This window comes from Aeromonas sp. ANP5 (assembly GCF_963870295.1).
GTDB lineage: Bacteria > Pseudomonadota > Gammaproteobacteria > Enterobacterales > Aeromonadaceae > Aeromonas > Aeromonas veronii.
Genome location: NZ_CAWMRY010000011.1, coordinates 108,744 through 121,492, shown reverse-complemented (window position 1 = coordinate 121,492; position 12,749 = coordinate 108,744). Strand labels below are relative to the sequence as shown.

Sequence of the window (12,749 nt, the reverse complement as noted above, 5' to 3'; positions counted from 1 at the left end):
TCAGTCATTCTACTCTCCAATTCGGATTTATTAACTTAATAAAACAATCATCATCCTTATCTAAAATTTAAGGCATGGCAAATAGTCTAATCAAATAATGGTCATAGACACTGACTGTTGCAGATTCGTGTTTATCAATGCCACATTTAAAGGGCAATGATAAAGAAAGGAGGGAATGTTAGGCCAGAAATACGATGAATTTAAACATAGCATATCACTATACGGAGTTTACATGTCTTGTTTCAAAGCAGCTTTCATTTTCCTAGCTCCTAATGTCAATCCAGAACTTGATTTTCAATGGGTTAAAACAGATAGCGTTCATGTTAAAACAATAGCAGTATCTAGCTATCAAGAAGCATGCTTACAGCTTGATGATTTATATTCAGAAGGTATCAGAGCTATAGAGCTATGTGCAGGATTTGGACATGTCGGTGTTGCAAAAGTTAAAGAACAATGCTTGGGGCGCATGCAGGTAGGTGTTGTAAGATTTGATATACACCCATGCCTTGATAATGTCAGCGGTGATGTTTTATTCAGTTAAACTGTATGTTTTCATTAACCAAGAGAAAAGAAAAATGAAACTAAAAACAATTTCAGCATTCATGTTTGGCCTTTCCGCAATTGCATCATTCAATTCATTTGCGGATATCAACTATGAACTCCAACCCGGTATTAATAAAGTAAATTTCCTAAGTGAAAACACAAGAATTTCAGGAAATTTATTCTTGCCTAAGGATTTTAATCCGGCTAAAAAGTACCCTGCTATCGTGGTGATAACTCCAGCCAGTGGCGTAAAAGAGCAAACCGCCGGAATTTACGCAAAAAAAATGGCTGAGAAAGGTTATGTCACTTTAGCATTTGACCACAGAACATATGGTGAAAGTGGTGGTATGCCTCGAGGCATGGAAAATGCTCCGATGAAAGTGGAAGATATTAAAAATGCAATTAGCTTCATCCGTTCTATTCCAGGTGTTGATGATGAGCGAGTTGCTGAACTAGGATTATGTTCTGGTGCTGGTTACGGTCTTCAAACTGCCTATCAAGATTCACGAGTAAAATCGCTAGCTGTTGTTAGCGCCTTTATTGACTTCACTGATTATGGCATGGGTGGCGCAACTCAATATGCAAACATGCTCAACGGCTCCCCTGTTAAGCAATATCAACAGCAAATTAAATGGGCTAGTGATGCTCGTCAAAAATACTTTGAAACCGGTGAGGTACTCTATGTAGATGGGATCCCTGCTGCAGGTTCTGGTCTTGGTGAATTCTGGGATCAAGCTGCAGATTACTACCGAAATAGCAAGCGCGGTGGTGCCGTAGCAACATACACCCCCAAGAGAGCAGCTATCTCATTAGATTCAAGATATGCATTTAACCCAACTGAACACATTGAATTACTTGAAGGAAAGCCATTTATGGCGATCATTGGGTCAGAGGCATTGTCTGCTCCATTTAGTAAAATTGCTGTGGAACGTGCAAAACAGAAAAAAATTGATGCCACACTTTTTACCATCAAAGGTGCTGGTCACTTTGACCTGTATGACCAAGATAAGTATGTTAATCAGGCTGTTATAAAACTGGATGAATTTTATAAAAAGACCATTTTTTAACTACATATAGTACCATTGCCCTAACTAAGTCGTTGTTTTTAGAACCTCTCAGATGAATTGTTTGGGAGGTTCTTTTTTCTATAGCCTAAGGCTATGGGTATCATTGGCAAACGGTATTTTATTAATGACACCATGCTATGTACTCTATCGTTAATAAAGTGGAGGGAAACATGGTTGATATTAGACTGTTACGTTTGTTTATAGCTATCTATGAAGAAAAAAACTTAACTCTTGCTGCGGAAAAATGTCACATTACGCAGCCATCCATATCTGCCGCATTGAAACAACTTGAGGAACTACTTGGCAACGATCTTTTTTTACGAGATAAAAAGGGAGTTCAACCACTTAACAGTGCCCACGAGTTATATCCTCACGCAAAGCGTCTTGTGAATGACAGCGCTACAATCTCAACTTTATTCATGTCAAAGGCAACAACACCTAAAATAAGTGTTGGGGTCTGCAACTCCATCAGTAAATATAAAACTGCGACAACACTTTCTCATTTAGAACGTTTGGCACCTAATTGCCATTTTATTTTGACCTCATCAGATAAATCTGATTGCAGAATTGGATTCGAAAAAGACAAAAATGATACTGATCTATTTATCCCGTTATGGGAAGAGAAGTTTGTTTTTGTTACAAAAGAGAACATTTCAGCACCAAGTAAAATCGAAGATTTTTATCACTTAGATTTTATAGAGTGCCCCAGTTGTGAAGTTCACCAAGAAGTGCTCGGATTAATATCATCAAAGAACATTGCATTGAACATTGTGTCTACAGCAGAAACAAAGGAACAGGCTTTTTTGTTAGCTCTTGCGGGTTTAGGTAGTTGCTTCCTTCCTATGGGACTAGTTGAAAAAGTATCAGACATAAACGTTTTTGATATTAATCTCCCCATTAGAGGTCGAAGCGTAGGGCTATGTATGCCATCCCATCAAGCGATAAACCCAGTACTAAAAAAAATACGAAGCGATGCAAAATTAATTTCTATAGAAAACTTTTAATAATTCACATAAATTCAATATAAAATGGGGAAAGCTATGATAACAATCAAATCAAAAATCAGTTTTTATAGCCAAGAAAACAAACTAATTGGATATCTATATCAACCTGACAACATTGTGGATAATGAAGTACGATCTACGATTCTTCTTGTCCCACCTCAAGCCGGTGTTAAAGAGCAAACTGTTGATGAGTATGCTCAGCGATTATCTGCACATGGTTTTATTTGCCTGACATTTGATCATGCAACTTTTGGTGACAGTGAAGGTGAACCCAGATTCTATGAAAATCCATATAATAAGTCAGAAGATATTTCTGCAGCAGTTACCTACTTATCAACATTAGATATAGTTGATAAAAAATCAATTTTTGGTTTAGGAATCTGCTCCGGCGGAGGATACTTATCACATACAGCTGTTACCGATAGAAGAATATCAAAAGTTGCAACCGTAAATGCGTACTTCGATCATCGAGGTTTTTATCGCAGCTTATTCTCTCAAAAGAATTTAGATGAATTACTCTCATCAGTAAATAATGCTAGATTACAATTTGTAAATGGTGAGGCGATTTCATATTTACCGCATGCGCCAGAAAACTGCACGCCTGACATGCCGAAACTATTTCAAGAGTTTTATGAATATTATATGACAGACCGGGGAATAAAAGGAAAGTACGAGAGTAAATTTTTACCATGGAGCTATGAGAAGCTATTGACATTTTCAGCGCTAGATAACGCGAAATTTTTAGCGCCAACGCCACTACTCATGATAATTGGTGAGTTAGCAGGCTCTAAAAATGAGAGTGAACAAATGTATAAAGAAGCAAGTGAGCCTAAAGAACTATTCGAAATAGGTGGCGCCAACCACATTGATCTCTATGACAAAAGCATATTTGTTGAAAGAGCAATCGATAAACTGATAGCATTTTATCGTTCATAGCATATCGAACATGAAATAACCCCCCTATTTTTTTCTCTGATACTTTGCCAATACTGGACTAACACCGGTATTGGCTGTGTGTTTAAATAACATTTACGTTAAATATAAAGCTCGTCAGTTTTGGATTTTCGTATTTAATTTAACACTGACCACAATTAAGCATTTCCACTGTTTTACCATTTTTGTTGTGCATTGATGTCACAGAACTCCGTAACCTCCCTCCCCCGCCAGCAAGCGGGTCGCGGGAAAACGCTGCGCGGGATCCTGGCTAAAGAACTGGCTCAGTTGCCGGTATACCGCGGGATAGACCTGCTGCAGCCGAAGCGGATCGGTAAAGAAACACTCGCAGCTGACGGCAAAAAACTCGGCGGGATGTTCAGCAGCATAGGGATCGATATCGGTCACTTCGTCCCGATCAAGCTGCTGGCACAGCTCATCGAAGGCAGCCTGAAAGGCCTGCTGCCACAGCTGGCTGCTCATCTGCCCCGGCAACGGCGGTGCGCCGTCCGCCTCCCCCCCCAGCATGTCGAGCTTGTGGGCCAGCTCGTGGATCACCAGATTAAAGCCGTCCCAGTCGCCATCTTGCTGCAGTTCGCTCCAGGCCAGCACCAGCGGCCCTTGCGGCCAGGATTCACCGGCGTTCTCCTCTTCAATCTCGCTCACCAGACCGAACTCATCCTGCACCTCCTGGCGCCGGGTGACGGGTTCGGGAATGATGATGATTTCGTGAAAGCCGCGATACCAGTCGATACCGAGATGAAGAATAGGCAACGCCGCCTGCAGCGCCAGCACCGCCTGTTGACGGCTGCTGAGCTCGACCCCGATCAGGGTCAGGGTCTTGCGCTTGAGCAGCTGTTGCCCCAAGCCGATGAGCGTCGTCTGCTCGGTGTCGCTGAGCCCTTGCAAGATGGGCACTGCCGCCAGCGCCTGACGCCACAGCGCCAACTCATCCTCACTCATGGACGTTTGCGGGCGACCAGCCAGCCATTTGAACCATCCCAGCACGCCTACTCCTTCTTTGTGATGCAAAAAACAGGTCACAGCAGTTTGACGAACCGTTTCGGCCGCTCCTGATAATCCTGCGCCAGATAGAAACGGTGGGCCGCCTCGCGCTTGAGGCTGCTGGATAACTCCAGCTGGGCGCAACCTGCGGCCCGCGCCATCGCTTCGGCTCCCTTGAGCAAGGCTGCGCCCACTCCCGCCCTCTTGCCCCTTCATCGACAACCAGCGCCGAGATCAAGCCCCAAGCTGGTGCAACATGCAACGGTGCCAGCTTGTGCCACACCAGCACGCCGACCACCTTGTCGGCCAGGGATGCGAGCAGCACAACGCTCGCGGGATCCGGCGCCAACAGACGCTCCGTCACGTCAGCGCCTTCGGCAGGATACCCCAATTGGGTGAACAGGTGGGCGATGGCGCTCCCGTCGTCGGCCTCAGGGGGACGGATCGTCAACGTCTCAGGGTCATTTTTCATTGTTGGCCTCATGTTTGCTTTCCATAGTGTTACGCCCGTCACATTGTCCGGCGCAGATCAACAAGGAGGATCTCATCTTTACTCATAGAAAACGCTGCCTGCCATTATCCCCCCACCCTTGTCAATTCACAAATTTGCAACAAGGCAACATTTTTCGCTGGGAAGCACCGATACAACTCGATATGTTACAAGCCATGCATGGCGCGTGTTTGCGCTCTGCTTAACCCCTCAACCTCGCGCTCATTTGTTAACTGGATTGTTAACAAACAGGGCCGAAAACAGTGACAGAGAGCGAGGCCAAGATCTCGCCAAGACAGCGCCACAAACACAACAAAGGAGTTGTTGTACATGAATGAAATCGTCAATGCCATCAATGGTGTAATCTGGAGCCCTGCGCTCATTTACCTGTGTCTGGGGGTCGGTCTTTACTTCTCCCTGCGCACCCGTTTTTTGCAACTGCGTCATATCAAAGAGATGGTGCGCCTGATGTTTGATGGCAAGAGCACCGATGCCGGTGTCTCCTCCTTCCAGGCGCTGGCCATGACCCTGGCCGGTCGCGTGGGTACCGGTAATATCGCCGGTGTGGCCACCGCCATCACCTTCGGTGGCCCGGGCGCCCTGTTCTGGATGTGGATGGTCGCCTTCCTCGGCGCCAGCTCTGCTTTCGTGGAGTCCACCCTGGGTCAGGTTTACAAAGAAAAGATCAACGGTGAATACCGCGGCGGCCCAGCCTTCTATATCGAGAAAGGGCTTGGCATGAAGTGGTACGCCTGGACCTTCGCCATCGCCACCGTCTTCGCCTGCGGCGTGCTGCTGCCGGGGGTGCAGGCCAACTCCATCGGCTCCAGCCTGCAGACCGCCTTTAATATCGATCCGAACGTCACCGCCGCCGGTCTGGCGCTGCTGCTCGGCTTTATTATCTTCGGCGGCGTCAAGCGTATCGCCAGCTTCGCCAGTACCGTGGTGCCCTTTATGGCGCTGGGCTACATCATCGTGGCTTGCGTCATCATCGCCCTCAATATCGGCCAGCTGCCGGGCGTGATCCTGCTGATCTGGAAGAGCGCCTTCGGTCTGGATGCCGGTTTCGGTGCCATTCTGGGTCTGGCCATCATGTGGGGGGTAAAACGCGGGGTCTACTCCAACGAAGCGGGTCAGGGTACCGGGCCGCACGCCTCCTCTGCTGCAGCAGTGAGTCACCCGGCCAAGCAGGGTCTGGTGCAGGCGTTCTCCGTCTATATCGACACCCTGTTCGTCTGCTCCGCTACCGGCTTTATGCTGCTGATCACCGGGCTCTATAACGTACAAGGGCCGGACGGCGCTGCTATCTACACAGGTATTGCCGGTATCGCAGCAGGCCCGGGCTATGTGCAGACCGCCATGGAGAGCATGATGCCGGGCTTTGGCAGCATTTTCGTGGCCATAGCGCTGTTCTTCTTCGCGTTCACCACCATCGTTGCCTACTACTACATCGCCGAAACCAACATCGCCTACATCAACCGCAAGATTAATCGCCCCTGGCTCACCTTCTTGCTGAAGATTGCGCTGATGGCTGCCACTGTCTACGGCACCGTCAAGACTGCAGATCTGGCGTGGGGCATGGGTGATATCGGGGTTGGCCTGATGGCATGGCTCAACATCATTGCCATCCTGCTGCTGCAAAAGACCGCCTTCACCTGTCTGAAGGATTATGAAGCGCAGCAGGCACAAGGTATTGACCCCGTATTCCACCCGGAGAAGCTCGGCATCAAGAACGCCGATTACTGGGTGGGCAAACGCTCCGAAGAGAACCTGGAGCGGGAGAAATCGGGTCATCAGTTCGAGCCGGATCAGGATCGCAAGACCTCCTGAACCAGAACGACATAAGACATCAATAAAAATGGCAGCCTCGGCTGCCATTTTTATTGATTTAATTTCAACAATTCACATTAAAACCAAGGAGTTAAGTGCCACACAAGGGGACACTTTGGGACGTGAAAAGACACCAAAATTGGCAAAATGTGGACACTTTTCTCGGCCCATTCTCGGGGAAGAACAAGCTGGTTGAAGATGGTTTTCCAACGGGTTAAAGCGGACCGCATCATTCAGATAATCCGGTGCAAAGTGGGCGTATGTCATCGTCTGATGAAATATCAAGTGGCCGCCCTCAAACGATGGAACTCGCCCGTCTATGGATTTCGCGTTTGCGAGGCTCACCACGACGGCACCCCGCACTGGCATCTGCTGCTATTTATGCGCCCGGAAGATCGCAACCGGGTGATCGGCATCCTGCAACGCTATGCCCTGACCGATGACCACGAAGAGCTGGTACGGGATATCAAGGGCGCCCCACCCTTTACCGACTTTACTCCCCGCTTCGACTGGAAAGAGATAGACCCGGCCAAGGGCGATGCCGCGGGCTATATCGCCAAATATATTGCCAAGAACATCGACGGCGCCTACCTGGACGATGACGAAGAGGCCGGCACTGCCGCCGATGAGGGCGCCCTGCATGCCGTGGCTTGGGCCAGTTGGTGGGGCATTCGCACCTTCCAGCAGATCGGAGGCGCCCCGGTCGGGGTATGGCGCGAGCTGCGCCGCATCAGCAACGCCAAGAAGAATGCCGATCTGGTTGGCCCGCCCAAGCCCGTGCTGCAAGACCCGCGCTTTGAGGCAGCCCGCTTTGCCGCTGATAACGGCATCTTTCGCTGCTACCTGCACGCCATGGGCGGCGCACTGGCCACCCGTGCTGAACACCCCATCAAGCTGGCCCACCTTATCGAGGAGCAGGCCAACAGCTATGGCGAAGACATTAAGCGCCTGATGGGCATTACCTCCGCTCGCCTGGGCATCAAGACCCGCCTGCAAGGGTGGGAAATTGTGCCCGCCGGCACCCATGAAGCCAGGAAAGCCGCCGAGGCTGCAGCGAGGGGGGTTGGGGTTAAGACGGGCGACAGCCCGGAACCTTGGAGCTCTGACAATAACTGTACGCGACCAAATCCTGATGCCTTTGCAGACCAGATCATGAGGGAACAATGGGGCTTATCGCCCTTCTCCATCGACCGTTTACGGGCTGGCGCCAACGTCACGGCGGACGGCTTCACCCTCAGGCTGGAGAACGGCCAGCTGCAGTCGAGCCGCTTGACCCCATCGGGCCATGACGACCCACTTATCGAGTTGGAATGGCTACGGGCCATGGTTGGTGTACCAGAGCCGAAGGAACAGCCCGATACCATTCCTCCCGATGATGAACATTGGCCAACACTAGTAATGGATTGCTACGAGCTGTTCAACACTTGCGGGTTTGCAGCATGCCATCAGTGGATCGCCGCGCGGCCCAATCCATATCGGTGTGAGCTCTGGCGAGTACTTGATAAATTAGACTGGGCAGACCGACACGAAGTGGAAAGCCCACTGTTTGACGAACTGATGAGCGAGGTAGCCGGTGACTGATCTTTTTTCCAAGCTGGAAGCCCTACAGGGTGAATTGCCCGATACATCGCGTACCTATAAACCGCTTTCGGCGCCACAATGTGATGCACTGGAATGACAGATATATCGGATGGGCCCCCAGATTGATGGCACACCGGCATGGCCACAGGAATTGATGCTTGAGTGGTTACAAGAACAAACACCGCATATAAGAGGTGTGGCTATCGCTATGATGCGCCGGATCTACAGACCGGAACGCACTGGCCTTGCACCTCTTCCTCAGGCCACGACGGGTCGCAACTGAAGTCACCAAACAAATAACTAAGAGAGCATTATCAGAGTCAAGACTCTCTCCGCCAATAGCCGCCCCGACGGCAAGCTACATATTATGATGAGCACAATCCAATACGTCACTACAGGCTACTCCTATGGATAGTGTTTGGCAGCCTGCTCACTCGATCCAGGGGCAGCTGAACGGCTCAACCACACATACAAAGCAATATTGCACCAAGTGGTAGCTGACCATAGATAAATCAGGCGTGTCGTAGGCATCACCTGATTGCCCCCTTATTCCCAACAATTACAGTCAGCACCACAGCCGCCAGGCATATAACACGCTGGGTCTACAGGTGGGGAGCTTAGATCGTTTGCTTGATAAGGACTTCGCACACCACCATAAATTAATTTTCTGTTTTCCCATGAATAAATGACACACTTATCCCGCTCAACACAATAATATGAATACATGTTCCCGCTAAAGTTATCACAGAGAAAATAGTCAACAAGCGTTCTCACCTCCAAAGGATCAGCATAAAACCACTCTGAGGGACGCCCAGTCGTCACATGATTTATACGGAAGTATTTTTGACTGAGGAGGGAAATAATAGAATCCTCAATATGCTTGACGATTCTAGGTTCAACACCATCTTTTATTTTAAAAGCACACAATAATGAATAAAATGGATTTTGACTTCCACTAGCCCTAGTTCCCAACGAGCCAGTCGTCAATCCTATTTTAGTCATATTACCAAATCGGGTATCAACACCAATATATATCCAGTTAACAATGGACAATTCCTGCCTTCGTCTTTCATTCTCAAGGTAATCCATTTTGTAATCATCCCCAAAAACGTAGTCAGCCATTTTTACCCCCAAGGCTATATTAACTAGAACACACTACAAAACATTAAAAAAAGTAACAAACCTTACATTTTTAGCGACTTGCACCTGCTTAATAATCTTTTTTTAACGGCCTTGAGCCAGTGCAATCTGGGAATCTACGACACCCCCAAAAATTATTTCCAGCGTTAAACCCTTGCGTTGCCATCTTTATCAACATTATTTCCTGACACACAGGGCACAAAGGAGCGTATAATAATTCATGCAGAGAAAAAAATTCAGCCTTTTCATCATATGAACCTTTAAAAATAACAAATATCTTCTTAGTATTTTCCGATGACCCTGAATAATACCCAGCTTTAATATACTCTGTTAGTAATTTGATCCATCGCTCCTTGTTAAAATGTACCAGTAACATAATACTGCACTGAAATTCATATTCATTTGAATATATAAACGTGTGAAAGATATCTTTAAAAACCTCACACTTCGGGGTTCTGGGGTTCAATTTTGCTTCAATTATTAATTTCTGGTTCTCGGTTTTTTTATCATGCTGTCCTGCATGAACTAAAAAATCGGGAATAGTCGTAAGATAATCAAGGTCTGATTTATCATGACCTCTCTTATGTTGTAGTTGTTCATACGTTGTACTTATTGCGATGTTGGCGGTTTCTGACCAAATGAATTTTTTGGGTATCTCAAAATCATACTCAAGCTTTTGATAAGCCGAATTATCTTCAAAGCCCCTTGAAAACTGTGCAGAAAATTCATGCATAAATCTTAATTCAAGATGTCTAAAATTACCACCATTAACGATTTCACCATTTTTAAAATAAAAATCCTCTATACTATAAAATCGTTTACCGACCTTATTTAGGGCTGTGATTACATCATTAATTATTTCTAACATCAACCATCCTTATGCTCACATTAAAACCTTTTAGGTGTATTGAAACAATGAAATATAGAAAAGAATGAGCTGCATCGCAATCACGTAAACAACCATAAACTAAAGACATAATGCATTGCGAATAGTCTTTTAAAACTTAATTATGTTACAGGTAAATACTGTCACCACTAACAATTCTTAAATCCACTTTCAGTTCTAGTTTTTTGAGCTTCCCTTCCCATATTTTCACTATAAAATCAAACTCCTCTTTATCTCCTTCAAATACTAACACCAAAATAAACCTAGTTTCAATGCTCATATATCTTGAAGTCGCTGAAACTTTGTTTATATATGACTCTATTGCTTTAGCAGTAACTATAGGGCGAGAGTAGTATTTAACTTCCAATGCTATAAGGTACTTATTCTGCTCGACAAAAACAGCATCATAGCTGATATTTTCATTTCCAATTGTCATATGTGTTGATGCCGCGAGACCTAGCTCTGAAGCTATTGATGATATAATATAACTCTCTACATTTTTTATACGCTTTTTGGTGGCATCTAGTATTGGAGAATTTATGCTTGCGTCCTTCTCAACAAACACATCTCCAATTGCTTCTTTTGCTTCCATTTCTAACTTGCGCTCTTTCTCGTCTCGAGAAAGTGTTCGCAGAAATGAGTCATCTTCCTTGTAATCAGAAGGACTATATAGTTTCCCATGATGATTCGTAACCAACTTGTAAAATACAAAGAGAACGGAAAAGGGAAATATAACAACGAATAATATAAGTGGCCATCTTTCTATATCCTGTAATTTATCCACGGCGGAACTCAATAAAAGTGATGCAAAACCATAAATAAGCGATATAAATAAAGCCACGATTCCTAATGGATTTCTTGCGAGACTTTTTGCATCTTTCATTGGTTGCATAACTTTCCTCTATACCTAGAAATATATTATGCGGAAAGCTCCCACATAGTGACACACCGCCGTTCCATACATACATCAGGCTTTTGATGCCTTAAGAAGGCACCTGATATTTCGACATTCTATGGCAACTGACTTGGCCCACACCGTGGATATGTGAAACCTTGCCTCACAACCCGACGCGCGAACCCAATGGAGTCTTAAACCTTGTTTTCCATATCTCGGAAAACAAGATAACTGCCGTAGAGGGTTTCAGCTCCCAACTCGCAGTTTTATAACTGGATTGAAGAGGAGGTAATCATCAATGCCATTAGTATCAGTGTCGTGGATATGCCTGAGATATAGGGTATCAAACGCGGACCATTGTAGTCAGCAAAAAGTTATCTATCGGGCTGATTTCTTTTTTCATTTTTTGATGAAGGTCAGCCTTGTGAGCAAACGAAGAGAAAAGAGGGTAGACAATAGCGACTGAAGCAGAAGAAATTCCTGAGGACCCCCCTAATATATAAGGGCGGGAAAACAACTGGAGGCGCTATTGCGCCCCCAGTCCTTTGAGGACCAACTGCCGCCCCTCTGGCGTGAGTGAACCCATCAGGCTGAGCACCAACTGGTTAGTAGTCTTGGCCGAGGGGCTTAGGGTGTGGGCGAACGACAAGGTGGCCACCCAGCTGTGGCCACACTCTGCATCGGTGCACTGGCAGTAGAGATCCGAGACATCATCGCTCAGTCGGTTGGTCTTGGTAATGCGGCCCCGCTGGCCACACACTTTGCAATAAACCCGCATTACGCCCCCTTTTCTATCCAAATCAACAGCCTATCTTGCCACAGCGAACACTGTTTGTTTATACAGTTGAACCGATATTTTCCCGAAAATCGACCCAAAGGGAGCGAGGGAGTCCCGCGCTGTTGATGGCCTCCTGGATTAGCTCGCACAGTGGCAACACCTCGTTGCGGGCATAGGTCGCATCGTACTTCTCGGGGTCCCCGAGCCCTCCCCCACCATTGGTCGGAATAATACCGGCCAACGCCGCCGGAAAACGGTGAGAGGTCAATACGTCCTGAGCGGTGATCCCCTTGATGGCCGCAAACTCGTCCTTGGTGGCGATGTCCCCCACCGGAATAAGCTTGATGCCATCAGGCTTGCCATCCGGGATGTTGACGAACATGGAGCGGAAGTTCCCTACTCCCTTGCTGCTCGCGATCATCTCCTTCATCTCCTCCTCGGTGTCGTCGTCCATGTTCGGGTCGGTGGCGTAGAAGATGAAGCCCATGTGGGCGCCGTTGAGGAAGTATTTGCGCCGAAACAGGGTGGCATCCTGGTTGAGCAGCGCCGACTGCAAGCCACCCAAGTAGTCGGGCATACCGTAGATCGCTCGTGCAG

10 protein-coding genes and 3 pseudogenes are annotated in these 12,749 nt (G+C 46.9%); 6 read left to right on the top strand and 7 right to left on the bottom strand.

The window, feature by feature from the left end; all coding sequences use genetic code 11:
• The first annotated feature begins 175 nt into the window (after nucleotides 1–175).
• The 4 genes from AACT07_RS08895 to AACT07_RS08880 all read left to right on the top strand — a co-directional run bounded on the left by AACT07_RS08895 (nucleotide 176) and on the right by AACT07_RS08880 (nucleotide 3,550).
• On the top strand, nucleotides 176–541 hold the full coding sequence (locus AACT07_RS08895; protein WP_252411950.1) for a DUF6506 family protein: 366 nt from the start codon (nucleotides 176–178) through the stop codon (nucleotides 539–541).
• A 34-nt stretch (nucleotides 542–575) separates the two neighbouring features.
• A complete protein-coding gene (locus AACT07_RS08890) occupies nucleotides 576–1,610 on the top strand; it encodes an alpha/beta hydrolase (protein ID WP_110303841.1) in 1,035 nt (344 codons plus the stop codon).
• Nucleotides 1,611–1,780: 170 nt separating this feature from the next.
• On the top strand, nucleotides 1,781–2,614 hold the full coding sequence (locus AACT07_RS08885) for a LysR family transcriptional regulator (RefSeq protein ID WP_171902764.1): 834 nt from the start codon (nucleotides 1,781–1,783) through the stop codon (nucleotides 2,612–2,614).
• Nucleotides 2,615–2,650: 36 nt separating this feature from the next.
• The gene (locus tag AACT07_RS08880; protein ID WP_069527295.1) at nucleotides 2,651–3,550 is read left to right on the top strand and encodes an alpha/beta hydrolase; all 900 of its coding nucleotides are present in this window, start codon (nucleotides 2,651–2,653) and stop codon (nucleotides 3,548–3,550) included.
• Between the two features lie 198 nt (nucleotides 3,551–3,748).
• Here AACT07_RS08880 and AACT07_RS08875 read toward each other — a convergent pair whose 3' ends face one another.
• Nucleotides 3,749–4,510, bottom strand: a complete 762-nt coding sequence (locus AACT07_RS08875; protein ID WP_069527294.1) for a M90 family metallopeptidase — start codon at nucleotides 4,508–4,510, stop codon at nucleotides 3,749–3,751.
• Between the two features lie 77 nt (nucleotides 4,511–4,587).
• A pseudogene (locus tag AACT07_RS08870) lies at nucleotides 4,588–5,024 on the bottom strand (GNAT family N-acetyltransferase).
• Between the two features lie 348 nt (nucleotides 5,025–5,372).
• Between AACT07_RS08870 and AACT07_RS08865 the strand changes: the two are divergent.
• Both AACT07_RS08865 and AACT07_RS08860 read left to right on the top strand, forming a co-directional pair.
• Nucleotides 5,373–6,872, top strand: a complete 1,500-nt coding sequence (locus AACT07_RS08865) for an alanine/glycine:cation symporter family protein (RefSeq protein ID WP_005360093.1) — start codon at nucleotides 5,373–5,375, stop codon at nucleotides 6,870–6,872.
• A gap of 288 nt (nucleotides 6,873–7,160) precedes the next feature.
• Nucleotides 7,161–8,453: pseudogene (locus AACT07_RS08860) on the top strand (replication endonuclease); the annotation flags it as partial.
• Nucleotides 8,454–8,999: 546 nt separating this feature from the next.
• Here AACT07_RS08860 and AACT07_RS08855 read toward each other — a convergent pair.
• From AACT07_RS08855 to AACT07_RS08835, 5 genes and pseudogenes are all read right to left on the bottom strand, one after another.
• The gene (locus tag AACT07_RS08855; protein WP_139123775.1) at nucleotides 9,000–9,575 is read right to left on the bottom strand and encodes a GIY-YIG nuclease family protein; all 576 of its coding nucleotides are present in this window, start codon (nucleotides 9,573–9,575) and stop codon (nucleotides 9,000–9,002) included.
• Between the two features lie 88 nt (nucleotides 9,576–9,663).
• Nucleotides 9,664–10,461: a hypothetical protein gene (locus tag AACT07_RS08850; RefSeq protein ID WP_069527285.1), complete on the bottom strand. Its 798-nt coding sequence runs from the start codon at nucleotides 10,459–10,461 to the stop codon at nucleotides 9,664–9,666.
• Between the two features lie 145 nt (nucleotides 10,462–10,606).
• Nucleotides 10,607–11,371 (bottom strand): hypothetical protein, encoded by a 765-nt coding sequence (locus AACT07_RS08845; RefSeq protein WP_069527282.1) that lies wholly within the window; start codon nucleotides 11,369–11,371, stop codon nucleotides 10,607–10,609.
• Nucleotides 11,372–11,900: 529 nt separating this feature from the next.
• Nucleotides 11,901–12,152, bottom strand: coding sequence for an ogr/Delta-like zinc finger family protein (locus tag AACT07_RS08840; protein ID WP_042067783.1), 252 nt, complete (start codon nucleotides 12,150–12,152; stop codon nucleotides 11,901–11,903).
• Between the two features lie 58 nt (nucleotides 12,153–12,210).
• Nucleotides 12,211–12,738 (bottom strand): annotated as a pseudogene (locus tag AACT07_RS08835) (phage portal protein); the annotation flags it as partial.
• Between the last annotated feature and the right edge of the window lie 11 nt (nucleotides 12,739–12,749).